At 65.3% G+C, this 26,452-nt stretch carries 24 protein-coding genes and 1 tRNA gene; 7 read left to right on the top strand and 18 right to left on the bottom strand.

Annotation, left to right across the window (positions count from 1 at the left end):
* Positions 1-2: 2 nt before the first annotated feature.
* The 3 genes from K3181_RS13855 to thyA form a co-directional block, all read right to left on the bottom strand.
* Positions 3-1,001: an alpha-ketoacid dehydrogenase subunit beta gene (locus K3181_RS13855; RefSeq protein ID WP_221603778.1), complete on the bottom strand. Its 999-nt coding sequence runs from the start codon at positions 999-1,001 to the stop codon at positions 3-5.
* Positions 1,002-1,057: 56 nt separating this feature from the next.
* Positions 1,058-2,359, bottom strand: a complete 1,302-nt coding sequence (locus K3181_RS13850; protein WP_221603707.1) for a 3-methyl-2-oxobutanoate dehydrogenase (2-methylpropanoyl-transferring) subunit alpha — start codon at positions 2,357-2,359, stop codon at positions 1,058-1,060.
* A 79-nt stretch (positions 2,360-2,438) separates the two neighbouring features.
* Positions 2,439-3,413 carry a thymidylate synthase gene (gene thyA, locus K3181_RS13845; RefSeq protein ID WP_221603706.1) on the bottom strand — a complete coding sequence of 325 codons (975 nt, stop codon included), beginning with the start codon at positions 3,411-3,413 and terminating at the stop codon, positions 2,439-2,441.
* A gap of 107 nt (positions 3,414-3,520) precedes the next feature.
* Between thyA and K3181_RS13840 the strand changes: the two genes are divergently transcribed.
* Positions 3,521-3,597: transfer RNA gene (locus tag K3181_RS13840), tRNA-Pro, on the top strand.
* Between the two features lie 96 nt (positions 3,598-3,693).
* Here the strand turns inward: K3181_RS13840 and K3181_RS13835 are convergent.
* From K3181_RS13835 to K3181_RS13775, 13 genes are all read right to left on the bottom strand, one after another.
* The gene (locus K3181_RS13835) at positions 3,694-4,836 is read right to left on the bottom strand and encodes a DSD1 family PLP-dependent enzyme (protein WP_247715160.1); all 1,143 of its coding nucleotides are present in this window, start codon (positions 4,834-4,836) and stop codon (positions 3,694-3,696) included.
* Positions 4,836-6,263, bottom strand: a complete 1,428-nt coding sequence (locus tag K3181_RS13830; RefSeq protein ID WP_345725511.1) for a D-arabinono-1,4-lactone oxidase — start codon at positions 6,261-6,263, stop codon at positions 4,836-4,838. Before K3181_RS13830 ends, K3181_RS13835 begins: the two co-directional genes overlap by 1 nt.
* Before the next feature lie 28 nt (positions 6,264-6,291).
* Entirely contained in the window at positions 6,292-7,605 is a 1,314-nt protein-coding gene (gene hemN, locus K3181_RS13825) for an oxygen-independent coproporphyrinogen III oxidase (protein ID WP_221603775.1), read from the bottom strand.
* 31 nt (positions 7,606-7,636) lie between these two features.
* Positions 7,637-7,846: a hypothetical protein gene (locus tag K3181_RS13820; RefSeq protein WP_221603705.1), complete on the bottom strand. Its 210-nt coding sequence runs from the start codon at positions 7,844-7,846 to the stop codon at positions 7,637-7,639.
* The gene (gene ccoS / locus K3181_RS13815; protein WP_221603704.1) at positions 7,843-7,995 is read right to left on the bottom strand and encodes a cbb3-type cytochrome oxidase assembly protein CcoS; all 153 of its coding nucleotides are present in this window, start codon (positions 7,993-7,995) and stop codon (positions 7,843-7,845) included. Before ccoS ends, K3181_RS13820 begins: the two co-directional genes overlap by 4 nt.
* Positions 7,992-10,115, bottom strand: a complete 2,124-nt coding sequence (locus tag K3181_RS13810; protein ID WP_221603703.1) for a heavy metal translocating P-type ATPase — start codon at positions 10,113-10,115, stop codon at positions 7,992-7,994. Before K3181_RS13810 ends, ccoS begins: the two co-directional genes overlap by 4 nt.
* Positions 10,112-10,558, bottom strand: coding sequence for a FixH family protein (locus K3181_RS13805; protein ID WP_221603702.1), 447 nt, complete (start codon positions 10,556-10,558; stop codon positions 10,112-10,114). The genes K3181_RS13810 and K3181_RS13805 overlap by 4 nt, the downstream gene beginning before the upstream one ends.
* A gap of 1 nt (position 10,559) precedes the next feature.
* Complete coding sequence (gene ccoG, locus K3181_RS13800; protein WP_221603701.1) at positions 10,560-12,140, bottom strand: cytochrome c oxidase accessory protein CcoG; 1,581 nt, start codon at positions 12,138-12,140, stop codon at positions 10,560-10,562.
* On the bottom strand, positions 12,127-13,050 hold the full coding sequence (gene ccoP, locus K3181_RS13795) for a cytochrome-c oxidase, cbb3-type subunit III (RefSeq protein ID WP_221603700.1): 924 nt from the start codon (positions 13,048-13,050) through the stop codon (positions 12,127-12,129). Before ccoP ends, ccoG begins: the two co-directional genes overlap by 14 nt.
* Positions 13,040-13,204, bottom strand: a complete 165-nt coding sequence (locus tag K3181_RS13790; protein WP_221603699.1) for a cbb3-type cytochrome c oxidase subunit 3 — start codon at positions 13,202-13,204, stop codon at positions 13,040-13,042. Before K3181_RS13790 ends, ccoP begins: the two co-directional genes overlap by 11 nt.
* A complete protein-coding gene (ccoO, locus tag K3181_RS13785) occupies positions 13,201-13,947 on the bottom strand; it encodes a cytochrome-c oxidase, cbb3-type subunit II (protein ID WP_221603698.1) in 747 nt (248 codons plus the stop codon). Before ccoO ends, K3181_RS13790 begins: the two co-directional genes overlap by 4 nt.
* A gap of 8 nt (positions 13,948-13,955) precedes the next feature.
* Entirely contained in the window at positions 13,956-15,617 is a 1,662-nt protein-coding gene (gene ccoN, locus K3181_RS13780) for a cytochrome-c oxidase, cbb3-type subunit I (protein WP_221603697.1), read from the bottom strand.
* An 81-nt stretch (positions 15,618-15,698) separates the two neighbouring features.
* Positions 15,699-16,400 carry a helix-turn-helix domain-containing protein gene (locus K3181_RS13775; RefSeq protein ID WP_221603696.1) on the bottom strand — a complete coding sequence of 234 codons (702 nt, stop codon included), beginning with the start codon at positions 16,398-16,400 and terminating at the stop codon, positions 15,699-15,701.
* Positions 16,401-16,543: 143 nt separating this feature from the next.
* On the opposite strand from K3181_RS13775, the gene K3181_RS13770 reads away from it, so the two are divergent.
* Positions 16,544-17,215 (top strand): OmpW/AlkL family protein, encoded by a 672-nt coding sequence (locus K3181_RS13770; RefSeq protein ID WP_221603695.1) that lies wholly within the window; start codon positions 16,544-16,546, stop codon positions 17,213-17,215.
* Positions 17,216-17,278: 63 nt separating this feature from the next.
* On the opposite strand, the gene K3181_RS13765 is transcribed toward K3181_RS13770, so the two are convergent.
* Positions 17,279-19,243, bottom strand: coding sequence for a TonB-dependent receptor (locus tag K3181_RS13765; RefSeq protein WP_247715159.1), 1,965 nt, complete (start codon positions 19,241-19,243; stop codon positions 17,279-17,281).
* Positions 19,244-19,397: 154 nt separating this feature from the next.
* On the opposite strand from K3181_RS13765, the gene acs reads away from it, so the two are divergent.
* The 4 genes from acs to K3181_RS13745 all read left to right on the top strand — a co-directional run bounded on the left by acs (position 19,398) and on the right by K3181_RS13745 (position 23,942).
* On the top strand, positions 19,398-21,347 hold the full coding sequence (gene acs / locus K3181_RS13760; protein WP_221603693.1) for an acetate--CoA ligase: 1,950 nt from the start codon (positions 19,398-19,400) through the stop codon (positions 21,345-21,347).
* A gap of 89 nt (positions 21,348-21,436) precedes the next feature.
* Positions 21,437-22,636, top strand: a complete 1,200-nt coding sequence (locus tag K3181_RS13755) for a sensor domain-containing diguanylate cyclase (protein WP_221603692.1) — start codon at positions 21,437-21,439, stop codon at positions 22,634-22,636.
* Positions 22,637-22,675: 39 nt separating this feature from the next.
* On the top strand, positions 22,676-23,149 hold the full coding sequence (locus K3181_RS13750; RefSeq protein WP_221603691.1) for a low molecular weight protein-tyrosine-phosphatase: 474 nt from the start codon (positions 22,676-22,678) through the stop codon (positions 23,147-23,149).
* The gene (locus K3181_RS13745; protein WP_221603690.1) at positions 23,136-23,942 is read left to right on the top strand and encodes a fructosamine kinase family protein; all 807 of its coding nucleotides are present in this window, start codon (positions 23,136-23,138) and stop codon (positions 23,940-23,942) included. The genes K3181_RS13750 and K3181_RS13745 overlap by 14 nt, the downstream gene beginning before the upstream one ends.
* On the opposite strand, the gene recG is transcribed toward K3181_RS13745, so the two are convergent.
* Complete coding sequence (gene recG, locus K3181_RS13740; RefSeq protein WP_221603689.1) at positions 23,939-26,002, bottom strand: ATP-dependent DNA helicase RecG; 2,064 nt, start codon at positions 26,000-26,002, stop codon at positions 23,939-23,941. The two genes, K3181_RS13745 and recG, sit on opposite strands and share 4 nt — an antisense overlap.
* Positions 26,003-26,141: 139 nt before the next feature.
* Between recG and K3181_RS13735 the strand changes: the two genes are divergently transcribed.
* On the top strand, positions 26,142-26,420 hold the full coding sequence (locus K3181_RS13735; protein ID WP_221603688.1) for an FAD assembly factor SdhE: 279 nt from the start codon (positions 26,142-26,144) through the stop codon (positions 26,418-26,420).
* Positions 26,421-26,452 lie beyond the last annotated feature (32 nt).

Raw genomic sequence — 26,452 nt, 5'->3', positions numbered from 1 at the left:
CGTTACTCGCTCAGAATCTTGTCGATGGCCCCGCCGATGCGGATCGGGCCGGGGAAATAGGCCCATTCGAGGCTGTGGGGATAGGGCGTGTCGAAGCCGGTGACGCGCTCGACCGGCGCTTCGAGATGGAAGAAGCAGCGCTCGGTGACGAGCGCCGAAAGCTCCGCGCCGAAGCCGCTGGTGCGGGTGGCCTCGTGGACGATCAGGCAGCGCCCGGTGCGCTCGACCGAGGCCTCGATCGCCTCGATGTCGAGCGGGACCAGCGTGCGCAGGTCGAGGATGTCGGCCTCGACGCCCTTCTCGCGGCACACCGCCTCGACCACATGGACCATGGTGCCATAGGCGAGGATGGTCAGCTGTTCGCCCTCGGTCACCCGCCGCGCCTTGCCCAGCGGGATCGTGTAATGACCCTCGGGCACCAGGCTCGCGTCGAACTTCTTCCACGGCTGGACCGGCTTGTCGTAATAGCCGGAGAACGGACCGTTGTAGATCCGCTTGGGCTCGAAGAAGATGACCGGATCGTTGTCCTCGATGCACGAGATCAGCAAGCCCTTGGCGTCATAGGGCGTCGCCGGGATGACCGTCTTGAGGCCCGAGACATGGGTGAAGATCGCCTCGGGACTCTGGCTGTGCGTCTGCCCGCCGAAGATGCCGCCGCCGAAGGGCGAGCGCACCGTCATCGGCGCGATATATTCCCCCGCCGAGCGATAGCGCAGCCGCGCCGCCTCGCTGATCAACTGGTCGAGCCCGGGATAGATATAGTCGGCGAACTGGATTTCGGGGACCGGACGCAGGCCATAGGCCCCCATCCCGACCGCCACCGCAATGATCCCGCATTCGGAAATCGGCGTGTCGAACACGCGGGTCTTTCCGTATTTTTCCTGCAGGCCCGCGGTGCAGCGGAACACGCCGCCGAAATAGCCGACGTCTTCGCCCATCACCACGACATCGGGGTCGCGGCTCATCGTCACGTCGAGCGCGTCGTTGATCGCCTCGATCATGTTGAGGCGGCGTTCGGTGCCCTGCGGCACAGCTTCGGTTTCCTTGACCTCGGTGCTCACAGGTCGAGCCCTCCCGGGAACTTGGTCTCGCGCTCGCGGATCGCCTGCGCGCTCTGCTCCTTCAGGTGCCAGGGCAACTCTTCGAACACGTCTTCGAACATGGTGCGGAACGGATGGTGCAGGCCGTGGCCGAGAATGCCGTTGGCTTCGGCTTCCTTGGTGACCTTCTTGACGTGCTCCGCCGCCTCCAGGTCCATCTTTTCCTGCCGCTCCTCGTCCCACTCGCCGATAGCTATGAGGTGGTTCTTGAGCCGCATCACCGGATCACCCAACGGCCATTCGCTGCGCTCCTGCGCGCTGCGGTAGCCGCTTGGATCGTCCGAGGTCGAATGCCCTTCGGCGCGGTAGGTGAAGAATTCGATCAGCGTCGGCCCGGCGTTGGCGCGGGCGCGATTGGCAGCCCATTGCTCGGCGGCATAGCAGGCGAGCGGATCGTTGCCGTCGACCCGCAGCCCAGCCAGACCGTAGCCCAGCGCGCGCGCGGCGAAGGTGGTGCGTTCGGCCCCGGCGAAGCCGCTGAAGCTCGAGATCGCCCACTGGTTGTTGACCACGTTGAGGATCACCGGCGCATTGTAGACGGTGGCGAAGGTGCAGGCCGAATGGAAGTCGCCCTCCGCGGTGCTGCCCTCGCCCACCCAGGTTGCGGCAATGCGGCTGTCGCCCTTGATCGCGCTGGCCATCGCCCAGCCCACCGCCTGCGGAGTCTGCGTGGCAAGGTTGCCGCTGATGGTGAAGAAGCTGTGCTCGCGGCTCGAATACATGATCGGCAGCTGGCGACCCTTCAGCTTGTCGCCCTTGTTCGAGTAGATCTGGTTGATCATCTCGATCATCGGATAGCCGCGCTGGATCAATATGCCCTGCTGGCGATAGCTGGGGAAGACCATGTCGTCAGCGGCGAGCGCCATGCTGGCGGAAACGCTGGTCGCCTCCTCGCCGGTACACTTCATGTAGAAGCTGGTCTTGCCCTGCCGCTGGCCGCGGAACATGCGCTCGTCGAAGGCGCGGGTCATCGCCATGTGGCCGAGCATGGCGCGCAGCGTATCGGGATCGAGCTTGGGGTCCCAGGGCCCGTGCGCTTGGTCGTCCTCGCCCAGCACGCGCACCAGGCCATAGGCCATGTCGCGCATCTCGGCGGGGTTGCAGGTCTCGTCGGGACGCGCCATGCTGCCCGCCTCGGGCACATCGATATGCGAGAAATCGACCGTGTCGCCCGGCCGGAACTTGGGTTCGGGAACATGCAGCGAAAGCTTGGGGCGGTTGTCGCCCTTCGCTGCACTACCCTCGGGCCTGTCGGCCATAGAATCGTCTCCCAGACGCAATCTTACGCTTGCGCGTTATTTTATTTCACGAGTGGGATGCGGTCAAGGTGGCGCCGGATCACACCGCGACGGGCGCGCTGATGGGCCCGTGCGGCGTGTAGTCGTGAACCGCGAAATCCTCAATTGCATAGTCGAAGATCGTGGGTGGACGCCGCATGATCTCAAGCCGCGGGTGGCCGCGTGGTTCCCGCGCGAGCTGCTCCTCCACCAGGTGCCGGTGGTTGAGATACAGATGCGTGTCGCCGCCGGTCCACACCAGTTCGCCCGGCTCGAGATCGGCCTGCTGCGCGATCATCCGCGTCAGCAGCGCCGCCGACCACAGGTTGAAAGGCAGGCCCAGCGCGACGTCGCAGCTGCGCTGGTAGAGCAGGCAGTTGAGCCGCCCGGTCCCGGTCTCGCTGCCCGCGACATGGAACTGGTAGGTCTTGTGGCACGGAGGCAGCGCCATCGCGTCGAGCTCGGCGACGTTCCATCCCTCGATGATGTGGCGCCGGCTGCCCGGGTTGGCCTTGAGCGATTCGATCACTTCGGCGACCTGGTTGACGCCGCGCCCCCGGCGGAACAGCCCGCCCGCGACCGGCTTGTAGGTCGGCCAGTCGACCCATTGCTTGCCGTAGACCGGGCCGAGATCGCCCCAGCGTTCGGCGAAAGCCTCGTCCTGGGCGATCCGCTGGACGAAATCCTCGATCGCGAGTTGCTCGCCGGTCTCTGCGACGTAGCGGGCGTGCGGCCACTCGTTCCAGATCTTCACCCCCTGCAGCACCAGCGGGCGGATGTTGGTGTTGCCGGTGAGAAACCACAGCAGCTCGCGCGTGGCGGTCTTCCAATAGACGCGCTTGGTGGTGATCAGCGGCATAGCGCCTTCGGTCAGGTCGAATCGCAGCATGGCGCCGAAGACCGAGCGCGTGCCCACCCCGGTGCGGTCCTCGCGCTGATCGCCCTCGCGCCAGATGCGCTCCATCAGGTCGAGATATTGCTGTTCGTAATGCGGCTGGGACACGGCTTCGGGGCTCACTTGGTCGATGCCGGGCATCTAACCCGAAATTGTCGCAAATGCCCGCTTGCGTGCCTCGCAATCCACACCTATAGGGCGCGCCTGCTTCGCACCCGCAGCGGCAAAACGCGGCGGGCCGATCCGGTCGGGGAGTAGCTCAGCCTGGTAGAGCACTGTCTTCGGGAGGCAGGGGCCGGAGGTTCGAATCCTCTCTCCCCGACCACTTCGTCGCGCAAGCGACGGTTTTCGCCTTTTGGCATGATGTATCGCGCTGTCCGAACTAGATGGTCGGCACAGACGAGCGGTAAACATGCGGTCGCTAACGCGCGCGCCCGCGCGCGCTGACAGGCCAGATGTCCACAAGCGTCTCGCCCCGGACCACGTGGTAGTTGTCATAGAGGTTCACTGTCGGGTCGCAGTGGGGCACCACCAGGCTCACAAGGTCACCCGAACGCAGGCGCGAGCCGATCTCCGGCCCCACGAGCGCGCCGTGCTCATCGCCCATGAACGCGAAGACGGTGTCGGGCGATGCGCCCCTGGTGACGCGCGGGCTTCCTCCGTCGGTCGACAGCGACTTGAACCCGGAATCGATCGTGACGAGCGCGCTGTGGTTGGCGCTGACGACGCGCGCATCGACCGCAAGCGAGGTCTCGAAGGGAACCTCGCCGCTGCCGTCGAGATCGCAGTCGAGATACTGCGCGTCCATGAAGACATACGAGCCGGTCTGGAGTTCGGTAAAGGTGCCCAGCGCGAGGTCGATCGCGTGGGTGCCGGTGCCCGAACCGGTTACGATCTCGGGCGGAAAGCCTGCGTCGCAAAGAGCCCCTACGACACTTCGGAGGTATTGTGTGCGCTCCTCGATCGCGGTTCGGCGGGCCGGGAACTCCTCGATATGCTGCTGCGCTCCGCAGTAGAACTGCAGCCCGCGCAGGCGCAGCCGTTCGCAATCGGCGATCGTCCGCGCGAGTTCGACCGCCGCCTCTGGCGATGCCACTCCCGTGCGCCGAATGCCGGGGTCGACATCGATGACCACATCGAGCATCGCATCGCTGCGCGCCAGAACATCATCGATGCTTCGGGCGATCTGCGGGTCGTCGACGGTGGCCATCAGGCCGTCAGCGCGAAGGGCGAGCTTCGCCAGCCGGACGATCGCGGCAGGTGCCGCCACGGGTGACGTGATCAGCACGCCCGCTACCCCGCCGTCGATCATGACCTCGGCCTCGCCGATCTTGGCGCAGCAGACGCCCACCGCGCCCGCCGCTATCTGCCGCTGGGCGATATCGACGCTCTTGTGTGTCTTGGCGTGAGGGCGCAAGGCCACGCCCTTCTCACTCGCCTTCGCCTGCATCGCAGCGATGTTGCGATCGAGCCGGTCGAGGTCGAGCACCAGGACAGGCGTGTTGAGCGCCGCACGCGACCCCTGCTGGCCGATCAGGTGTTGATGGAGTTCACGGTCGTCCATCAGCCGAACAATTCCTCGAGATGGGGGTTGAGGAACTTTCCGGCAGGATCGACCGCCCGCCGCACCGCGCGATAGCGCTCCGCCATCGGATAGAGCGCGTCGACGTCGTCGCGCCCCAGTCTATGGCGCTTTGCCCAGTGCGGCCGTCCTCCATGGGCGCGGAAGATCGCTTCCGCATCCGCAAACAGGCTGCGCCATGGCATCTTCGCATATTGATGCATCGATATGGCCGCGACCGGGCCGGCATTCATCGGACTCATCCAGATGTCGTCGGCAGCGACGATGCGGAATTCGAAGGGGAATGACACCGGCAAGCGCTTCTTGCGGATCCAGCTGACCACTTCATCCAGGGTTTCCAGCCCTGCCGACTGCGGCATCTCGTACTCCATCTCTTCGAACGGAATGGTGCGATCGGACGGAAAGATCGTGTGCGCGGGTCCTCTGCGTCCACCACTCATATCGACTCGCATCATCAGCCGTTGCAGCGTGGGCACGAGCGGGGGAAACAGCGCGCCGAGGTTGAGCAGACGGCGGAAGCTGGCTTCCTCCATGTCCGTCGTGGTGGGCGGCGGGTCGCAGGGATCGCACGGCTCCAGCGTTTTCAGTATCACCGTGTCGGCATGGGGAAAGAGCCAGAACTCGACGTGGCGCAGTTCGTCCGCCAGCTCGAAATATCTCTCGCGAACTTCGCCCCACGAACGCTTCTCGATCCGCTCCACGAGGTGGTAGGCCGGGACCACGTCGCACTCGATCTCGGTCGCTATGCCGAACATCCCTAGCGACAGCCGCTGGGCCTCGAACAGATCGACCTCGGTGCTTGCGTCGCACCAGGTCGCTTGCCCATCCGGCCCGACAAGGCGGAAACCGCGGGCGAATGAGGCGAGATTGCCCAGCTCTCGGCCCGTCCCATGTGTTCCGGTGGCCATCGCCCCGGCAAGCGACTGCGGATTGACGTCGCCCTGGTTCGCCAGCGCGAGCCCGTTTTCCCAGAGTTCTTGCGTCAGGCGCTTGATGCTCCAGCCCGCGGGGATTCGCGCGGTTTTCCTGTCGGACGCGATCGCGAGCCGGGATTCCATCTCGGCCAGACTGACGATGACATCGTCACTGGCACAGAGCGGCATGAACGAATGTCCCGCGCCGGTGGGCCTGACTGTCCTCGCCGCGCGCACCAGCGCGCCGAGTTCTTCCTCGGTCCGCGGCAGGTGGACCGCCCCGTCTGCCTTCACGCTGCCTGACCAGTTGGACCAACCCATCCCGCCCGACACTATCACGCAAGGTTGTCGAAGCCAGCTTTTTCCAATGTTCGTACGGTTCCGGCAGCTGACCGTCGCACAATCATGCTCAACAGCAGGCAAATCGACAGCGGCGAGGCTGTGGATCGGGAGGGGGGCATGGCCGATGTTGCTGCCGCAGGACGGCCGCGTCACCCGGGCGTGGATTGCGCAGGCAAGTGGACTAGACCGCCGAGCTGAACCGCCGCCGGGTGAGCGGGCGATACCCGTCAAACAGAGCCGCGATCGTGCGGGCATAGGGCAGACCGTCGGGCAGGATCGTCAGCCATTCGCGATCAACCGAGGCCAGCCCGAGTGTGACGAAGGGTTCGAGCTGCGGCTGGGCTTCGCGCATCAACGCCGTTCCGAGCCGGGCGCGACTGTGGCACAGCAGCCGTTCGATGACCGCGCCGCGATAGCGATCCTCCGCGCTGCGCATCACGCCGCGATTGGCCGATAGCTGCCCCTGCGAGGACAGCATGCGATAGCGCCCGCTATTCTTCTCGTTCTGCGCCAGCAGGTGCGGGAAACTGCTGATTGCCGAGGCGCCGAGCCCGATCAGCACTTCGCTGCGATCATCGGTGAAGCCTTGGAAATTTCGCCGCAATTTCCCCTCCAGCGCCGCCTTGGCCAGCGGATCGCCCCCCGGTCGCGCGAAGTGGTCGAAACCGATCGGCAGATAGCCATGCGTGGCGAAATAGGCGTAACCGGCCTCGGCCATGGCGAACCGCTGTGCCTGATCCGGAAGGGCCGAGCCATCTATCGCGCGCTGGCGCGGGACGACATGCGGCACATGCGCATAGCCGAACAGCGCGACCCGGTCGGCGCCGAGCACACGGGTTCGCTGGAGGCTGTCTTCCAGATCGTGCATCGTCTGGCCGGGCAGGCCGTACATGAGATCGAAATTGAGCGAGGCGACGCCCGCCTCGCGCAATCCGTCCACCGCGCGCACGATACAGTCCTCGGGCTGCACGCGCCCGATCGCTTGCTGGCAATGCGCGGCGAAGGTCTGGACGCCGAGGCTGGCGCGGGAAATGCCCAGCGCCGCGACAACCGCCATCCATTCGGGTGTCAGCGTGCGCGGGTCGAGCTCGATCGAGAGCGTCGGATTGTCGAGAGCGAAACTCCGCTCGAGCGCTGCGAAGAGCGTGCGAAAATCATCCGGCGTGATCGCGTTGGGACTGCCGCCGCCGAAAGCAATCGAGGTGACCCGCACGTCGGCGGGCAATTCGCGCGCGACCGTCTCGATTTCGTCATGGAGCGCCGCAAGGTAGGATTCCAGTCGCTGGCGGCGGTTGGCGCGACCGGTATTGCAGCCGCAATAGAAGCAGATCTTCTCGCAGAAGGGGATATGGACATAGAGCGAAACATCGCCCTGCGTCCGCTGCAGCGCGCTGCGGTAGAGGTTGCCATCGATCGCATCGAATTCGGCGGCGGTGGGATAGCTGGTGTAGCGCGGTACCGGCGTCGCCAGCAGCTCGGGGTAGTAGGTCCACATGCGCCGCTGTTCGGGCATGCGGCGGCCGTGGTCATTGACGCAGATCAATTCGCTTGCGGCACGAACCCGCGTGGCAACCTTTCATGGTGCACGGCGGGGTCGGGTCGCCATCGCGCCTGATCGGAATTTCGACGGTGCCGCCACCGCAGAATTTCGCGGTGATGTTCGTTGCGGACGCCGGCGAGGGGCCGATCGCCAGCGGCAGCAGTGCGGCCAGTCCAAGGGCTAGCGAATGGATCAAGCCTGGTCATCCTCGTCCTCGATCAGGATGCGGTGCGCGGCGCCGTCGAGATCGTCGAACTGCCCCTTGCGCATGGCCCAGAAGAACGCCCCCAGGCCGACCAGACCCATGCCCAGCGCAATCGGGATGAGGAACGCCAGACCGCTCATCGCGCCGCCCTTGCGAGCCGCAGCGAATTGCCCACGACCACCAGCGAACTGAGCGACATCGCCACGGCGGCGATCAGCGGCGTGACCATCCCCGCCAGCGCCAGCGGCACGGCAAGGATGTTGTAAAGCACGGCGAAAGCGAAATTCTGGCGCACGATCACCATCGTCCTGCGGGCAACGCGGACCGCGAGCGCCACCGGCATCAGCGAGCGCCCCAGGAAGACCGCATCGGCCGCCTGCTGGCTGGCGTCGCTGGCGCTACCCGGGGCGATCGAAGCATGCGCGGCTGCGAGCGCGGGTCCATCATTGATTCCGTCGCCGACCATCAGCGGATAGTGGCCCGATGCCTTGAGATCTTCGAGCAGCTTCAGCTTGGCATCGGGCAGGAGTTCGGCCTGCCATCCGATGCCCAACTCACCGGCCATCGCGGCGACCGGAGCTGCGCGATCGCCCGAAAGGATGCTCGCCTGGATACCCTCGGCTTCGAGAGCCCGGAGTGCCGGGCCAGCATCGTCGCGGATCGGGTCGGAATAGGCGATGGTGACTGCATCGGTGCCGATCCGCAGGCTCGTCGAGAGCGCCGCGCTGGTCGTCGCGGGCCTTTCCAGTGAGACCGGCACATCATCGAGCCAACCGGTGACGCCCTTCCCCGGATGCTCCCGCACCCTCTCGACTGAGGCGGCCGCTACGCCCTGCTCCACTAACGCTTGGGCGATCCCCCTGCTCAGCGGATGGCGACTGGTCCGCGCGAGGGCCAGCGCCACCGAAGCCTGCTGCGCCGACAGGTGGCCGAGCTGCGGCACCGGCTCGCCGAGCGTGAGCGTTCCGGTCTTGTCGAACAGCGCGACATCGACCTCGGCGAGCCGTTCGAGCGCGCTGCCATCCTTGACCAGCAAGCCGTGGCGGGCGAGCGCCCCCGAGGCGACCACCTGCGCCGCCGGCACCGCGAGACCCATGGCGCAGGGACAGGTGATGATAAGCACGGCAATGGCAATCACCAGCGCATGGTGCCAGCCCGCGCCTGCGATCATCCAACCCACGAAAGCCAGCAGCGCCAGCGTATGCACCGCTGGGGCGTAGAGGCGCGAAGCGCGGTCGGCGATTCTCACATAGCTACTGCGCGACTGCCCCGCCTCGTCCATCAACCGGGCGATTTCGGCTAGCGCCGTGTCCGAAGCCGCAGCGGTCACGCGCACGCGCACCGCGCTACCGAGATTGATCGCCCCGGCATAGACCGTGTCGCCTTCTTCGGCGACTTGCGGCGTGCTTTCGCCTGTCAGCATGGCGTTGTCGAGCGCGGTGGAGCCGTCTTCGACCACCCCGTCCGCAGCCAGCGCCTCGCCTGCCGCGACCAGCATCAGCATTCCCGGTTCGATCTCTTCGGCGGCGATCACGCGGCTCGTCCCCGACGCATCGAGCACGGTCGCACTCTTGCCCATGCGCGAGAGGAGCGCACCGATTCCGGCCCGTGTCTTGTTGCGCATGGTGGCGTCGAGCGCGCGGCCCGCAAGCAGGAAGAACAGCAGCATGACCGCGCCGTCGAAATAGGCGTGCGCGCCGCCGGTCAGCGTCTCGTAAAAGCTGAGTCCGGTCGCCAACAGCACGCCGATCGAGATCGGCACATCCATATTGGTCCGCCGGTAGCGCAGCGCCATCGCCGCGCTGGCGAAGAAGGGACGCCCGGCATAGGCGATCACCGGAATCGCGATCAGGGCGGAGAGCCAGTGAAACAGCTCACGCGTGACCCCGCCCGCCCCCGACCACACGCTGACCGACAGCAGCATGATGTTCATCATGCCGAAGCCCGCCACCGCCAAAGCGCGGAGCAGCGCCTTCGCCTCGCGGTCGTCCTGCGCCAGCGGATTGTCGACCACGGCCTGCGCCTCGAACCCGAGATGCGCGAGGGCCTCGACGACGTCGCGCGTGCTCAGCGAGGCGACATGGCGCACCGCGACGCGCTTGGCCGAGAAATTGACCCGCGCCACCTCGACGCCATCGAGTTCGGAGAGCCCGCGCTCGATCTTGGCGATACACCCGGCGCAGCGCATGCCGGGTACGGTGAAGCGACTGTCCGCCAGAGCGCTCAAGGGGACCGGGTCAATGGCGGCAGAAGCGTTCATCCCAGCGGCCTCTCGATCCGCATGGTGTCGGCACCATTCTGGAGCTCGAGACGCGCAAGCCAGCGCCCCTCGGGAAGCCTCTCAGGGCTCACATAGCGGCCCGCACCATTCGGTACGAGGTCGAATTCCATGGTTTCGGTCTTTCCCAATGGGTGACGCAAGACGACCTTGGCGCGGGCGGTAGGCGGCACGCCCTGGGTCGCGACTATCAGGCGACCGTCGCCGTCCCGACCCATCCGTGCAGTCCAGCCGAGGTGATTCTGGCGCTCGGCCTCCGCAAGCCAGTCGTTGAACTTCTGGCTGGCGACATAGGAATTGTCGACGACGACCCCGCCGAAGCTGCCGACCGCGAAGCTTGCCATCAGGAGGTTGACGGCAATGACCACGCCGAAGCCGCCGACAAGGATGCCGGTCATGTGCCAACCGGAAAATCGCTTCGTCATCTTATTCCTCCGGTGCATCGAAGCGAGTTTCGGCTCGATCGCTCTCGGGACGCTCTCCACCCCCGCTGAGGAGGAATGCGAAATCCTGTGTGGTCGTGCCATCAGGTGCGCGCACGTACGCCCGGACCGTTCGGGTCTCGTCGGCAGGGACGGTGACGTCCTGCACGCGCGACGCCTGGTCCATAGCGGTGCTGTCGGTCCACATGACCCCGCCATCGAGACCCTCGATTGCGATATGCATGTCGCGCGGCTCACTGCTCATGTTGCGCAGCTTTAGCGTATAGGAATTGCGCACCGCCCCATCGCTCATCAGCATATAGGGCGGATTGCGATCTGCGGCCACCGTGAGGTCGAGCCGTGAACGGGTGCCGAGTGCGAAGAGCATCGCCGCGCCGATCGCTGACCAGATGCCGAGATACACCAGCGTACGCGGGCGAAAGAGGGCCTTCCAGGGCGAGCGGACTTCGCCGCCTGCGGCCTCGGCCTGACAATCCTCGAGCGTCGCATAGTCGATCAGCCCTCTCGGGCGACCGATATCCTTCATCACCCGGTCACAGGCGTCGATGCACAGCGCGCAGGTAATGCATCCGATCTGCGGTCCTTCACGGATGTCGATACCGGTCGGGCAGACCTGCACGCACATGGTGCAATCGATGCAATCGCCGAACTCGCCCGGGTGCTTTTCGGACTTCTTCACGCTGCCGCGCGGTTCGCCGCGCCAGTCCTTGTAGGTCACCAGCAACGACTTTTCGTCCATCATGGCGGTCTGGATGCGGGGCCAGGGACACATGTAGATGCACACCTGCTCGCGCATGAAGCCGCCCAGCGTCACGGTGGTGAGCGTCAGCACGGCGACGGTAATATAGGCGACGGGTGCCGCTTCGCCCCGCCAGAAGTCGTGCACCAGGGTCGGGGCATCTGCGAAGTACATGATCCATGCACCCCCGGTCCAGAAACCGATGATCAGATAGATCGTCCACTTGAAGCCGCGCCGCAGCACCTTTCCCCAGGTCCAGGGTGCGGCGTCGAGACGCATGCGGGCGTTGCGGTCGCCGTCGACGAAGCGGTCGATATGCTGGAAGAGATCGGTCCACACCGTCTGGGGGCAGGCATAGCCGCACCAGGCCCGCCCCACCGCACTGGTGACGAGGAACAGTCCGATCCCAGCCATGATCAGCAGGCCTGCGACGAAATAGAACTCCTGCGGCCAGATCTCGATCGAGAACATGTAGAAGCGCCGGTTCGCCAGATCGACAAGCACCGCCTGGTCGGGCGCGTAGGCCCCACGGTCCCAGCGGATCCACGGCGTGATATAATAGATCGCCAGTGTGACGAGCATGACGAACCACTTGAACCGGCGGAAAGGGCCGTCGATCCGCTTGTTGTGTACCTGCCGCCTCGGCTCGTAGAGCTTCTCCGGCAGGTGCTGGCGCGAAGGTTCGTGCGGTTCGTGTCGGCGCGTCGCCGCCTCGGCATCGGCGACCGCGCTCGACACGGGTTCGTTGACCTTGGCAACACCGTCCTCGACCACGAGCGACCAGTCGCGCTCGCCATCGCCCCGGGGTTCGTCAGGGTTGCTCATCGACCTCGTCCCCGGGTTCGGCCGCGACCTCCACGAAGTCTTCGCCTCCCCCGAGCGAATGGACATAGACCGTCAACATCTTGATGGTCATCGGATCGAGGCGTTCGCCCCATGCCGGCATGGCCCCCATTTTCGGATTGAGCATCTGGGCCTTGATGGCCTCGGCCGTATTCCCACGCAGCCAGATCGCATCGTTGAGACGCGGAGCTCCAAGTTCGCGATTGCCGTCGCCGCGCGAGCCGTGACAGACGGCACAATTGTCAGCGAACAGTTGCGCGCCGGCCCTATTGGGCTTGGCCTTGCCGCTTAGCGAGAGGACATGCTGCGCCACTGCGTCGAGCTGTGCACTGTCAAACATGCCCTCGAAGGACGGCATCTGGCTTTGTCGACGGTCGGAGCCCGGCTGGCGAATGCCATGCTCGATGGTATATTCGATCGAAGCCATGTCGCCCCCCCACAGCCAATCGTCGTCGTTCAGGTTGGGGTAGCCGAGATTCTGGTTACCTCCGGCTCCCGCCCCGTGACACTGTACACAATTGACCTTGAATGCTGCTGCACCGCCCGCGCGGGCCTGCTGCATCAGCGCGTCATTGGCCGGAACCTTGTTGATGTCGATCGCTGCCAGCCGTTCGCCCACGCTGACGCGCGCCAGGTCGGCCGCGCTCATTTCCTCGGCCAGCTGGCCGCGACTGGACCATCCAAGCACGCCTTCGGTTGCCTTGTGCAGCATTGGCCAAGCCGGATAGGCGATGACATATGCGATTGCCCAGACGATGGTCAGATACAAAGTCCACAGCCACCAGCGGGGCATGGGTGTATCGAGTTCCTCGATCCCGTCCCATTCATGACCAACGGTTTCGGTGCCGGTTGGCTCGTCGATCCTTTTCCCGTCCGACTGCTTATTCGCCATCGTCTTGCCCCTTGAAAATCATGTTGGCCGCGGCGTCATTGCGGTCGCGGGCACCAGGACGGAATGGCCAGGCAGCCATACCCAGGAAAACGACCATCATGACCGCGAGGCCATAGCTGTCGGCGAAGTGTCGCAGCGTATCGTATGTGCTCACCGGCCTTGCTCCTGTGCCAGTTCTTCCTGCGCCGCAGCGTTATTCACATCGACCAATGTGCCGAGCATTTGGAGATATGCGACCAGCGCATCCATTTCACTCAAGCGCGCCGGATTGCCGTCGTAGTCCCGGATCTGGGCCTTCGGATAACGCTGCTCGAGATCTCCGGCATCGGCGAACGGGTCGCCCTGCGCCTTCATGTCGAGTTCCGCCTTCTCGATATCGGCATCGCTGTAGGGAACGCCTGTGCGCCGCAGGGCCGTAAGCTTCGCCGCAGCATCGTCAGTCTTGAGCGGGGTTTCGCTCAGGAAAGCGTAGGTCGGCATCACGCTTTCCGGGACCACCGAGCGCGGATCGTGAAGATGTTGCACGTGCCATTCGTCGGAATAGCGCCCACCGACGCGGGCAAGATCCGGTCCGGTGCGCTTCGATCCCCACTGGAAGGGATGGTCATACATGCTCTCGGCCGCCAGCGAGTAGTGGCCATAGCGTTCGACCTCATCGCGGAAGGGGCGGATCATCTGGCTGTGGCAGACATAGCAGCCTTCGCGGACGTAGATATCGCGTCCGGCCTGCTCGAGCGGTGTGTAAGGCCGCATCCCGTCGACTTTCTCGATCGTGTTGTCGATCCAGAACAGGGGGGCGATTTCGACCGCGCCGCCGATTGCCACCGCGACAAAGGCGAAGACGCCCAGCATGGTGATGTTGCGTTCGAGTTTCTTGTGTTGCTCGGTAAAGCTCATGATCGATCCTACTCGGCCGGCTGGGCTACGATGGGCCGGTCGGCCTCGGGGTCGTACGGCGCATCATGCAACGGAGCTTCGGCGCGTTGCCTCCCGACGATCGTCAACCAGACATTGGCAACCATCAGGATGACGCCTGCGAGATACAGCGACCCACCGAAGGCGCGCAGAAGGTACATGGGGTGAAGGGCGGCTACGGTGTCGGCGAAGCTGTTCACGAGGTAACCGTCCGACCCGTATTCGCGCCACATCAGACCTTGGGTAATGCCCGACACCCACATGCTCGCGGCGTAGAAGACGATTCCGATGGTCGCCATCCAGAAGTGCCAGTTGACCCAGCGCAGCGAATAGAGCCGCTCACGCCTCCATAGTCGGGGCACGAGGAAATATACCGCGGCGAAGGAAATCATCCCGTTCCAGCCGAGCGCGCCGGCGTGGACGTGGCCGATGGTCCAGTCGGTGTAGTGCGAAAGCGAATTCACCGCCTTGATCGACAGCATCGGTCCTTCGAAGGTGGCCATCCCATAGAAGGCCAGGGCCATCACCATCATGCGGATGATCGGGTCGGTGCGGACCTTGTCCCAAGCGCCGTTGAGCGTCATGAGGCCGTTTATCATACCGCCCCAACTGGGCATCCACAGCACCACCGAGAACACCATGCCGAGCGTCTGCGCCCAGTCGGGCAACGCGGTGTAAAGCAGGTGGTGCGGGCCGGCCCAGATGTAGAGGAAGATCAGCGACCAGAAGTGGAGGATCGACAGGCGGTAGCTGTAGATCGGCCGCTCGGCCTGCTTGGGCACGAAGTAGTACATCATCGCCAGGAACGGCACGGTCAGGAAGAACGCCACCGCGTTGTGCCCGTACCACCACTGCGTCAGCGCATCCTGCACGCCCGCGAACAGCGAATAGGAATGCGATCCGAGGATGTGAACCGGTATCGCCAGATTGTTGACGATATGGAGCATGGCGATGGTGATGATGAACGAGAGGTAGAACCAGTTCGCGACATAGATGTGCGGTTCGGTTCGGCGCGCGAGCGTGCCGACGAAGACGATCAGGTACGCGACCCAGACGATCGTCAACCAAAGATCGACGTACCATTCAGGCTCTGCGTACTCACGGCTTTGCGTCACCCCGAGGACATACCCACTGGCCGCCAGCACGAGGAAGAGCTGATAACCCCAGAAGACGAACCGGGCGAGGCTCGGGAAAGCGAGGCGAGCACGGCTGGTGCGCTGAACCACGTAATAACTGGAGGCAATGAGGATATTGCCGCCGAACGCAAAGATCACTCCCGAGGTGTGAAGCGGGCGGAGCCTGCCGAAGTTCAACCAGGGCTCCATGTTGAGCAACGGATAGGCAAGCTGGAGAGCGATGATCAGCCCGACGAGCATTCCCACGACCGCCCAAAAGACCGTGGCGATGACGCCCCAGCGGATAGGTTCGTCGTCATAACGCGAAGGACCCTCGGGCATCCTGAAGAAGCCCTGCGCCTTGCCCAGCGGATCGAAGCGCGAGGCACTGATCCAGATCATTGCGAAGGCAATGACTGCGACGATCGTGGCATGGGCGGCAAAACCGCTGTCGGCGGCGGCAACGGCTGCCGCGATGGCAGCCAGCATGATCAGGAACCACAGGCCGATTCGGCCCAGTGCAGCTTCCGCTTGCATCAAAATTCTCCGTCCGTTTCTTGCTGGTTAGGCGGCACGGCCACCGCTCGCATTGATCCAGATCAATTTTTGGAAAAGAAGTCAGGCGGTGCGTTTCAGGAACCCGGCGCGCCGCTGGAGATCGGGGCAATCCAGCAGGACGATTCCCGAGCGACCCGTCGTCTCGATCACACCATCGTCCTTGAGCTTGCTCAATTGCCGACTGACTGTCTCGATGGTCAGACCAAGGCTCTCAGAGATGTCTCGGCGAGACATAGGCAGTTCGAGTGCAACCCTCCCGTCCTGCTCGACCCCAATCCGGCGAGCCATGCCGAGCAAAAAGACCGCGACCCGCTCGCCTGCGGTCTTGCGCCCCAGCGCAATTGTCTTTTCCCGGCAGCGACGCAGCGAAAGCTTCGTGCTGTCGAGAAGCTGCCGCATGATCTCCGCCTCCCCTTCAGCCAGGCGGAGAAACTCGGGCGAGGCGAAGGTGAGCAGCTCGCATTCGCGCAGGGCGCAGACCGAATAGGAGTAATTGTCGGGCTCGGGGACGGTGAAGACCTCGCCGGCGAAGTGGAAGGCCACGACCTGGTCGCGCGATTCGGAAGCGTGCGCCACCAGCTTGGTCGCGCCCCGAACGACGAAGACGATCTGCTCGCTCCGCTCCGCGAAATCGAGCGAGGCCTCACGGGCAAGGGGATGGCATCGGGCGAGCATGTGGAAGCCGCACCGCACGTCCTCGCCCAGAGTCGACGGCAGCACACGCTCGGCAAATTGTTCGAAGGGATGGGAGAGAGTGGTCATGACTTTCCCTCTCGCCGGTTCGCCCGGTGAACTCCTTGATCCAGATCAATGCCGCGCGAATTTTAGCGCGTTAGCCCGACACTCGACGCTGCAAACATCCTGGGCCGCATAGGGCGGCCGCTGCGGCGCGAAGGAAGATCGAAATGAAAAAGGTGCTCGCGGCGGCATTCGCCGGAGTCGCAACGCTCGCCGCACCCGCAGCGCAAGCTCGGGACGACGAGGGCAAGGTGCAGGTCAAGCTGCTCGGGACCTATGTCGCGACCGACGGGAAGATCACCGCCGTCAACACCGACCTCGTCGGCCTGCCCGCAGGTACGCAGACCGAGGCGAGCGACAATTTCGTGCCGACGTTCGCAGTCGAATATTTCGTCAGCCCGAACTTCTCGATCGAGACGATCTGCTGCGTCACTCAGCACGATGTCGACGCGGTCGCTGGGCTGCCGGGTGCGCAACTGGTATCCGACGCCAAGGTCATCCCTGCCACCCTCACCGCGAAGTATCATTTCGACCTCGGCGGGGTGAAACCCTATCTCGGCGCGGGTGCGACCTATTTCTGGTGGATCGATGTCGAGCCGGGCGCGGCCACCATCCCGCTCGGCGTCACGCGGACAACGCTGTCGGACGAATTCGGCCTCGTGCTGCAGGGCGGCGCCGACATCGCCATTGGCGACAGCGGGCTCGGCATCACGGTGGATGCCAAGCGCTATTTCATCGACACCACCGCGCGCTGGTACGCCGGCAACACGCTGGCAATCGAGACCGAGCACAAGCTCGATCCCTGGGTGCTCAGCGCGGGCGTGTCCTACCGCTTCTGATCGGGCCATGGGGGGCCCGATGCGTTCCCCGGCCCGACCGCCGGGGAACGCAGCCACCCGAGGCTAGAGACCGAGCTTCAGTCCGGCCCACAGCGTGCGCGGCACGCCGAGGTCGATCGACCCGCCCTGGTTGCGCGTCACGATGGTTTCGTCGGTCAGGTTCTCGCCGCGCAGCACCAGTGCGACCTGCCGCCCGAGCGGGATCTGCGCATAAGCGTCGAACGTGGTCGCGGAGGGCAGGATGTCGGTCTCGAGATCGTCCTCGAACTGCGCCCCGACGTGCCGCAGCGTCGCCGAGAACAGCCAGTCCTCGGACGGGCGATAGGATAGCGTCGCCCCGGCCAAAAAACGGGGCGTTTGTGCCGGCCGATTGCAATCAAGCGCGGCGGCGAAGCCCGAGCCCTGCGCCTCGGCATCGGTCCAGGCGACCGACGCATTGAGCCCGAGCCTGCCGAATTCGGCCTTTAGCCCCGCCTCGACCCCGCGCGCATGGATCGCGTCGATATTCTGCCGCTGGCGCAAATTGGTACCGATCGTGACGTTGGCGATCGCATCCTTCACGCGGTTGTCGAAGCCGGTCAGCGAAAGCGTGACCTGTCGGGCAGGAGAGAGTTCGATCCCCGCCTCGAAACCTTCGAGCGTTTCGTTCTGCAGCGCGGAATTAGCCTGTGTGACCACGGGAAAGACGACGAAGGGGCGGTAGAGCTCGTTGAGCGTGGGGAGGCGGAGTCCGGTATAGGCCGCAGCGCGCAGCGCAAGCGCATCGCTCGCGCGATAGAGCAAGCCGCCGCGGAAGGACCCCTTCCAGCCGGTCCTGTCCGGATAGGTCTCCGCCACGACCGGCAGCCCGTCCGCATCGCGCTCGCTGTAGAAGCCGTCGCGGATCGTCCAGCGGTCGAGCCGCGCCCCGGCAGTCAGCGTCAGCGCACCGAGGAGGCTCCAGTCGTCCTCGACGAAGAGACCGAGATCGGTGTTGGCGCCCCCGGCATGGCGGCGCGCGGTGACCTGGCCCGAAAATGCGCTGATAGCGGTCTCGAACAATTCGCCGTCCGCGCGTCGGTAGTCGACACCCAGCCGGAGCACATGGTCCTCCCCCACCGGTGGGCGCAGCTCGAACTTGCCGCCGAGGCCGGTAGCGGGAGTGTTGCGCTGGTCGAGCACGGACACGAAGCGCGTCGAACTCACCACCACATTGGTGAAGTTGCGCGCCTGGACATAGGCCAGCGCATCGAAGGCCCATTCGCCCCGCCCGACCAGCCGCAGGCTCGCATCCTGACCCTCGATGCTGCTGTCCGCACCTTCGAAGCGCAAAGTCCGTTCGTCGCGAAAGGCTAAGCCCCTCACCTGCAGCTCGATGTCTTCCGACAGCGGGGCGACGCCGCGGAGCTGCGCCGACCAGCCATCGAAGGCGGCGCGCGCCGATTGCGGCACGCGGTCGGCCTCGGGCGTCGTGAAGAAGCCCTCGCCGCGATCCCAGCGAGCGGAGACTACGGCGAAGCCGCTACCGAGCCGCGTACCCACACTGGCGGACGCCTCGCTCTCGCCGCGATCGTTGACAAGCGCGTGCCCGGCGACCCCCGCCAGGTCCTCGATCCCTGCGCTGGTAAGTTCGATCGTCCCCGCTAGCGCGCCTGCCCCGAAGGGTCCCGATCCCCCGCCACGCGTCACGCGGACCTGCGCCATCCGCTCGGGCGCGAGCGCACTGAACGGGATGTAGCCGAAGAAGGGATCGCTCATCGGTACGCCGTCGAGCAGCACCAGCGCGCGGCTGGTGGCATTGCCGCCCAGTGCCCGCAGCGTCACCCCTTGCGCCGAGGCATTGGCCGAACGGCTGTCCGACCGGCGGAACTGCTGGAACCCTGCAACGGAGGAAAGCGCATCCTCGATCCGTCCCGACGGGACCGAAAGCAATTGCTCGCGGTCGATGGTCTGGCTGTCGTAAGCGGGAAGCGCGGGAGTCTCGTCCAGCCCCTCGCCCGTCACAACGATCACCGGATCGCCCTCCTGTGCGAACGCAGGCTGTGCCATCGCCAGGACGAGAATACCGACAGGCTGCAGTTTTCGTGAAATCACCATCGTCGCATGCCTAACGCGTCCATTTCCGGAAGGCGAGGCAAAGCTAGGCGTTTGCACTGCGGCGCCGAATGCCTAGAGATGGCCTCCGGAAGAGGAGAAATACGGCATGACCGAGGCGACGGATCGTTCGGAATGGGTACGGCGTCCCCAGGCGGCGATCGAGGGCACCAATTGCACACTCGAGGATTATCAGGCGCTCTACGCCCGCAGCATCGAGGACAGTGACGCCTTCTGGGCGGGGCAAGCCGAACGACTGGACTGGTTCACTCCGCCGACGACCGTGGCCGACTGGTCCTTCGACCCCGTCTCGATCAAGTGGTTCGAGGACGGCGTCCTCAACATCTGCCACAATGCCGTCGACCGCCATGTCGCGGCCGGCCATGGCGATCGCCTCGCGCTGATCTTCGAGCCAGACGATCCGCAGGGCGAGGTCCGCCGGATCACCTATGCCGAGCTTCAGGCGGAAGTCGTCCGCATGGCGAACACGCTCAAGAAGATGGGTGTCGCGAAGGGCGACCGCGTCACTATCTACATGCCGATGGTGCCCGAGGGTGCCTTCGCCATGCTCGCCTGTGCGCGGATCGGAGCGGTGCATTCGGTCATCTTCGGCGGCTTCAGCCCCGAGGCGATCGCCGGCCGGGTCGAGGATTGCGCGAGCGACTGGATCGTAACTGCCGACGAGGGGCTGCGCGGCGGCAAGCGCATTCCGCTCAAGGCCAATGTCGATGTCGCGCTGAAGAAAGTCTCCGCCAAGGCTGTACTCGTGCTGCGCCACACCGGCGGCGAAATTGCGATGACCGAAGGCCGCGATCACTGGTATCACGAGCTGTCCGCCGACGTTTCCGACACCTGCCCCTGCGAACCGATGAAGGCGGAGGACCCGCTCTTCATCCTTTATACCTCGGGATCGACCGGCAAGCCCAAGGGCGTGCTCCACACCACGGGCGGCTACGCGGTATGGACCGAAACCACTTTCCGCTACATCTTCGACTATCGCGAGGGCGAAATCTTCTGGTGCACCGCCGATATCGGTTGGGTCACCGGGCACAGCTACATCGTCTACGGTCCGCTGCAGAACGGTGCGACCGCGCTGATGTTCGAGGGCGTGCCCAACTATCCCGACCACGACCGCTTCTGGGCGGTGTGCGAGAAGCACAAGGTCAACATCTTCTACACCGCCCCCACCGCCATCCGCGCGCTGATGCGCGAGGGCGACAGCCACGTCACCAGGCACGACCTCTCGAGCCTGCGCCTGCTCGGCAGCGTGGGCGAGCCGATCAATCCCGAGGCCTGGCGCTGGTATCACGAGACCGTCGGCAAGGGTAAGCTGCCGGTGATCGACACCTGGTGGCAAACCGAGACCGGCGGTTGCATGATCACCACGCTGCCCGGCGCGCACGACATGAAACCGGGCAGCGCGGGCCGCCCCTTCTTCGGTGTCTGCCCGCAGCTGGTCGACAATGAAGGTACGATCCTGGACGGCGCGACCGAGGGAAATCTGTGCATCACTCGCAGCTGGCCTGGCCAGGCGCGCACCGTCTACGGCGATCACGAGCGCTTCGTGCAGACCTATTTCAGCACCTACAAGGGCAAGTATTTCACCGGCGACGGCTGCCGCCGCGACGAGGACGGCTACTATTGGATCACCGGGCGGGTCGACGATGTCATCAACGTCTCGGGCCACCGCATGGGTACCGCCGAGGTGGAAAGCGCGCTGGTGCTCCATCCCAAGGTCAGCGAGGCGGCAGTCGTCGGCTTCCCGCACGACATCAAGGGCCAGGGTATCTACTGCTACGTCACGCTCAATGCCGGAGAGGAGGAGAACGAGGATCTTACCGCCGAATTGCGCGCGCATGTGCGCAGCGAAATCGGCCCGATCGCAACGCCCGATCACCTTCACTTCACCCCGGCCCTGCCCAAGACCCGCAGCGGCAAGATCATGCGCCGCATCCTCCGCAAGATCGCCGAGAACGAGTTCGGCTCGCTCGGCGATACGTCGACGCTGGCCGATCCCGGTGTGGTGGACGCGCTGATCGAGGGGCGGCACAATCGCTGAGCGTGCCCACCCGGCCCTCCGCCGGCGAAGTTAGCGCGATCTTAACCACGTCGCGTCCACGGTAGTCGCATGCCCGGGATTTTCATCTGATGTGGCTCGCGAAACAGGTTGCGCGACGCTCGCAGCGGTCGGACTGGCGGAGCTATTTCCTCATCGCCTGCGTCGGGCTGCTGGCGATCCTGCTCGCCGGTGCAAGCCTCAGCGCCATGCGCTCCGCAAAGGAGCGCGGTATTGCCGAGCAGTGGCAGGTCCACACGCTCGAAGTCCTGATCGAGACCGATCGCCTGCGCACGGCCTCGCTGTCCAAGCTGCGCGGCGAGCGCGGCTTCCTGCTGACCGACGACGAACGCTTCCTCGAACCCTATTTCCAAGGGGTTGCGCAAGGTGAAACTAGCCTGGCAAGGCTGGTGACATTGACCGCCGACAATCCCGAGCAACTGTTGCGCATCGACGCGCTCGAGCGCGAACTCACATCGTTCGATACGAGGTTGCAAGCGCTGCTCGCGCTCCAACGCAGCGGGCGCAAGGCCGACGCGATCGCGAGCGTGAAGCAAGGCGAGGGCAAGACTTCGCTCGACCGGATTCTCTCTGTCCTCGACGCCATCGAGCTCACCGAACGCCGGTTGCTGGCCGAACGGACCTTGAAGGCAAGACGGCTTGCTGTGGCGAACGAGCGCTACCAATATGTGCTGACGGCCATCGGTGTCCTCCTGCTCGCCCTGACCGTGGTGGCCACCATCTATGTGCGCCAAGCACTCGATGCGGAAGCCGACGCCCGGCGTGCGTTGCAGCGCAGCGCGTCCACCGACGCGCTGACCGGACTGCCCAACCGGAGGAGCTTCATCGACGCGCTCGAGCGCTCGATCGAACGCGCCGTGACCGACCCCGCACGCCCGCTCAGCCTGGCCATTTTCGACATCGATCATTTCAAGCAGATCAACGATCGCTTCGGCCATCCGGCGGGCGACGGTGTCATCCGCGAGGTCGCCCGGCGTGCTGGCCAGAGCCTGCGCAAGCGCGACCTCGTCGGGCGGATCGGCGGCGAGGAATTCGCGGTCATCTTCCCGCGGGCCGACCTGGAGACGGCGGCGATGGTGTGCGAGCGGCTGCGTCACGGGATCGCCGATCGCCCGGTCGTCCACGGCGACGCGATCATCCCCTTCACTGTCAGCGTCGGAGTCGCCGCCTTCCAGCCAGGCGACGACCTCGACCACCTTCTCGCGCGCGCCGACGCGGCGCTCTACGAAGCCAAGACTGGCGGTCGCAACCAGGTCCGTCGCGCCGCCTGAGGCTTGCGCTTCGCGGTGCTGGCAGACAAGGTCGGCGCCATGCCCACCCCGCGTGTCCTGTTCGTCTGCCTCGGCAACATCTGCCGCTCTCCCCTCGCCGAAGCGGCATTCCGCGATGCGGCGAAAAACGCCGGCGTCGAGGTCGAGGTCGATAGCGCGGGGACCGCCGACTATCATGTCGGCGAAGCGCCCGATCCGCGCAGTATCGAAGAGGCGCAGAGCCACGGGATCGACATCTCGGGTTATCGGGGACGGCAGCTTACCGCGCGGGATTTCCACGAGTTCGACTTCATCTTCGGCATGGATCGCCAGAACATGGCCAATATCGCGCGGGTCGACCCGGGCGACGGCAAGGCGAAGACCGCGATGCTGCTGGATATCGTGCCGGGACAGGAGGGTCGGGAACTGTCCGATCCCTGGTACGGCGGCGAGGACAATTTCAAGGCGACCTGGCTCGACGTGAAGGCCGGAGCGGAGGCACTCGTCGCAATCCTGATCGATGCCGACGCTTGAGCAAGCCGTAGCGGACATTTGCGGGCGCACGGTCCGTAGCTCGGAAAGGCTCGCCGGGGGCGACATTTCGGGAGCCAGCCGGATAGTCCTGTCCGACGGAAGCACATTGGTCGCAAAAGGAGGACCTCTGGTGGATTGCGAAGCCCGGATGCTCGAGGAGATCCGTGCGCTGGGCGCGCCTGTGCCAACCATCGTCGGCCAGAAGGACGGCTGGCTGGTGCTGGGGGACGTCGGTCCATCACAGCCCTTCAACGGACGCGCCTGGGATGCGATCGCCGAGGCGCTCGACCCACTCCGCGGAGCCGCCCAGCACGAGGATTTCGGTTGGCCGGAAGATTACGGCTTCCATCGCGTGACGGTGTCGAACACGCGTCATTCCAATTGGATAGACTTCTGGCGGGAGAACCGGCTGCTCTGCCACCTCTCCGAACTCGCTCCCGAGGTGGCGCGGCGGGTCGAAGCGCTGGCAGCCCGGCTCGGCGACCTCATTCCAGATCGTCCGCCGGTGGCGCTCGTTCATGGCGATTTGTGGGGCGGCAACGTAGTCTGGAATGGCACCAGGGCCTCGCTGATCGACCCCTGCGCCTATTACGGCGACCGCGAGGTCGATGCCGCGGCGATGACCGTCTTCGACGGGCCGCCCAGGGCGCTGTTCGATCGTCTCGACCTCTCCCCAGGCTGGCGCGAGCGGCTGCCGGTCTATCGCCTGTGGATGTGGCTCATCCACATTCGTCTCTTCGGCGAGGGTTATCGTCCCGCGGCCGAGAGCGATCTGGACAGGCTCGGGTTCTAGCCCCCGCGCAGCGTCTTCACGCCGAAATCGCGCTCGAAGAGATAGAGCAGCACGCGTGCCGCCTCGCCGCGCTTGCCCTCCAGCCCGCCGTCGCGTTCCATCAGCAGGCGGGCGTCGTCATAGGCCTTGGGCAGCAGCGCGGTGATCTGCTCCAGGCTGGCGACGCTGAACGGCGTGTCGCCCGACTGCCGTGTGCCGAGCAGTTCCCCCCCACCGCGCAGACGCAGATCCTCCTCCGCGAGGAAGAAGCCGTCTTGGGATTCGCGCATCAGGGCGAGGCGTTTCTGCGCGGTTTCGGAGAGCATCTCGCCATGCAGGAGCACACAAAAGCTCTTTTCGCTCCCGCGACCCACGCGACCGCGCAACTGATGCAATTGCGCGAGGCCGAAGCGTTCGGCCTGTTCGATCACCATCAGCGTCGCATTGGGCACGTCGACCCCGACCTCGATCACCGTGGTTGCGACCAGCAGCTTGGCCTCGCCGCGCGCGAAACGCTCCATCGCGGCATCCTTCACTTCAGGCGCGAGCTGGCCATGGACCATCACGACGTCGTCGCCGAACCGCTCCTTCAAGGCCGCGTAGCGCGCCTCGGCAGCGGCGATTTCCTCGGGGCCGTCCATCTCGCGGACCATCGGGCAGACCCAATAGGCCTGCCGCCCCTCGGCGATCTGTGCGGCCAGCCGCTCGACCAGCGCGCCAATCCTCGCCTGCCCCATTACCACCGTGTCGATCGCCTGCCGGCCGGGCGGGAGTTCGTCGAGCTTGCTCACGTCGAGCTCGCCATACTGCGCCAGTGTCAGCGTGCGCGGGATCGGCGTCGCGGTCATGGCGAGGACGTGTGGTGCGCGCCTGCCCTTGCTCGCCAGCATCAGCCGCTGGCCGACCCCGAAGCGATGCTGTTCGTCGATCACCACCATGGCGAGATTGCGATAGGCGACCTTGTCCTGGAAGATCGCATGCGTGCCGACGACGATGTCTACACTGCCGTCGAGCAGGCCCATCAGCGTCGCCTCGCGTGTCCGGCCCTTGTCGCGTCCCGTCAGCAGCGCGACGCGCGCGCCGGTGGGCTCGGCGAGGCGGCGCAGGCTCTCGTAATGTTGCCGCGCGAGAATCTCGGTAGGCGCGAGCAGCGCCGCCTGCGCCCCGGCCTCGACCGCGATCAGCATGGCTTCAAGTGCGACCACGGTCTTGCCCGCGCCGACATCGCCCTGGAGCAGCCGCAACATCGGCGCTTCCTGCGCCATGTCGCCCTCGATTTCGGCGATCGAGCGCTTTTGTGCGCCCGTCAGCGGGAACGGCAGCGAGAGCCGGCTGCGATAGCTGCCATCGCCGGCGAGCGGCTGGCCCTTGCGCTTGCGGTTGTCGGCGCGCACCAGCATCAGCGCGAGGCTGTTGGCGAGCAGTTCGTCATAGGCCAACCGGTCGCGCGCGGTGGCGTTCTCGCCCTTGTGCGCCAGCGCCAGCGCATTGCGCCATGCTGGCCAACCTTCCTTGTCCAGCTGCGAGGGCTCGATCCACTCGGGCAGCTCGGGCGTACGCGCGAGCGCCTGCTCGATCAGCCCCGCCACTCTCGGCTGCGTCAACCCCTCCGATAGGCGATAGACCGGCTCGCGCAACCGCTGGAGCGTCTCGCCGCCCTCCTCGACCACGTGGTCGGGGTGGACGATCTGGAGCATGTCGCCGAAGCGTTCGAGCTTGCCCGCCACCCAGCGCACCTCGCCCACCGGCAGCTCCTTCTTCGCCGTGTAGGACGCGCGCCCGAAATAGGTCAGCGCGACGATATTGCCCACGCCATCCTGCGCCAGCACGCGGTAGGGCGCGCGTGGGGAACGGCCGCCGCGATGCTCGGTCACGGTGAGCTTGACCACGATCTGCTCGCCCTCGCCCGCCTCGTCGACATTCGCGACCGCGCGGCGGGTCACGAAGCGTTCGGGCAGGTGGTAGACGAGATCGCGCACGCGCGTCAGCCCGAGCCGGTCGAGCGGCTTCTTGAGCTTGGGCCCGACGCCGTCGAGCGTCTCGGTCTCGGCGAACAGCGGGTTGAGGATGTCGGGGCGCATGGCGTGGCTATGCCCAATCTCAAAAGTCATTGCGAGCGCAGCGAAGCATTCCAGATAGCCGAGCTGTGGATTGCCGCGGAGCCTGCGGCTCCTCGCAATGACGGTTGAAAGGCGCGCGTGCCTGCACTACCCGCCTGCCATGCCCGATCTCCTCACCATCGAAGGCCGCAAGCAGCGCGCCAAGTTCCGCGCCTGGCACCGCGGCACGCGCGAGGCCGACTACATGATCGGCGGCTTCTTCGATCGCTATCACGCCGCGTGGGGCGAGGAAGAACTCGCCTGGTTCGAGGCGCTGCTCGAGGAAGACGATGTCGACGTGATGGCCTGGGCGCTCAAGACCCAGCCGACGCCGCCGCGCTTCCAGGGCCGGCTGATCGAGGCGATGCAGCAGCTCGACTACGTCGACATTCCGCGTTGACGCACCGGCGCTAGCGCCTATTTCGCTCTCCA

The organism is Qipengyuania mesophila, assembly GCF_019711655.1.
Lineage (GTDB): Bacteria > Pseudomonadota > Alphaproteobacteria > Sphingomonadales > Sphingomonadaceae > Qipengyuania > Qipengyuania mesophila.
Note: the sequence above shows the minus strand (reverse complement) of the source record. Positions and strands in the feature narration are given on the sequence as shown.

Excerpts from the sequence above, each read along its gene's own strand:
- K3181_RS13850 (WP_221603707.1), bottom strand. The coding sequence starts at position 2,359 with ATGGCCGACAGGCCCGAGGGTAGTGCAGCGAAGGGCGACAACCGCCCC.
- hemN (WP_221603775.1), bottom strand. The coding sequence starts at position 7,605 with ATGTGGACCTACTACCCCGAGCTGCTGGCGACGCCGGTACCGCGCTAC.
- K3181_RS13775 (WP_221603696.1), bottom strand. The coding sequence starts at position 16,400 with ATGACCACTCTCTCCCATCCCTTCGAACAATTTGCCGAGCGTGTGCTG.
- K3181_RS13745 (WP_221603690.1), top strand. The coding sequence starts at position 23,136 with ATGCCGACGCTTGAGCAAGCCGTAGCGGACATTTGCGGGCGCACGGTC.
- K3181_RS13835 (WP_247715160.1), bottom strand. The coding sequence starts at position 4,836 with ATGGACGACCGTGAACTCCATCAACACCTGATCGGCCAGCAGGGGTCG.
- ccoP (WP_221603700.1), bottom strand. The coding sequence starts at position 13,050 with ATGGCGAATAAGCAGTCGGACGGGAAAAGGATCGACGAGCCAACCGGC.
- K3181_RS13810 (WP_221603703.1), bottom strand. The coding sequence starts at position 10,115 with ATGAACGCTTCTGCCGCCATTGACCCGGTCCCCTTGAGCGCTCTGGCG.
- ccoN (WP_221603697.1), bottom strand. The coding sequence starts at position 15,617 with ATGCAAGCGGAAGCTGCACTGGGCCGAATCGGCCTGTGGTTCCTGATC.
- K3181_RS13755 (WP_221603692.1), top strand. The coding sequence starts at position 21,437 with ATGTGGCTCGCGAAACAGGTTGCGCGACGCTCGCAGCGGTCGGACTGG.
- thyA (WP_221603706.1), bottom strand. The coding sequence starts at position 3,413 with ATGCCCGGCATCGACCAAGTGAGCCCCGAAGCCGTGTCCCAGCCGCAT.
- K3181_RS13855 (WP_221603778.1), bottom strand. The coding sequence starts at position 1,001 with ATGATCGAGGCGATCAACGACGCGCTCGACGTGACGATGAGCCGCGAC.
- K3181_RS13735 (WP_221603688.1), top strand. The coding sequence starts at position 26,142 with ATGCCCGATCTCCTCACCATCGAAGGCCGCAAGCAGCGCGCCAAGTTC.
- acs (WP_221603693.1), top strand. The coding sequence starts at position 19,398 with ATGACCGAGGCGACGGATCGTTCGGAATGGGTACGGCGTCCCCAGGCG.
- recG (WP_221603689.1), bottom strand. The coding sequence starts at position 26,002 with ATGCGCCCCGACATCCTCAACCCGCTGTTCGCCGAGACCGAGACGCTC.
- K3181_RS13750 (WP_221603691.1), top strand. The coding sequence starts at position 22,676 with ATGCCCACCCCGCGTGTCCTGTTCGTCTGCCTCGGCAACATCTGCCGC.
- K3181_RS13805 (WP_221603702.1), bottom strand. The coding sequence starts at position 10,558 with ATGACGAAGCGATTTTCCGGTTGGCACATGACCGGCATCCTTGTCGGC.
- ccoO (WP_221603698.1), bottom strand. The coding sequence starts at position 13,947 with ATGAGCTTTACCGAGCAACACAAGAAACTCGAACGCAACATCACCATG.
- ccoG (WP_221603701.1), bottom strand. The coding sequence starts at position 12,140 with ATGAGCAACCCTGACGAACCCCGGGGCGATGGCGAGCGCGACTGGTCG.
- ccoS (WP_221603704.1), bottom strand. The coding sequence starts at position 7,995 with ATGAGCGGTCTGGCGTTCCTCATCCCGATTGCGCTGGGCATGGGTCTG.
- K3181_RS13770 (WP_221603695.1), top strand. The coding sequence starts at position 16,544 with ATGAAAAAGGTGCTCGCGGCGGCATTCGCCGGAGTCGCAACGCTCGCC.
- K3181_RS13765 (WP_247715159.1), bottom strand. The coding sequence starts at position 19,243 with ATGGCACAGCCTGCGTTCGCACAGGAGGGCGATCCGGTGATCGTTGTG.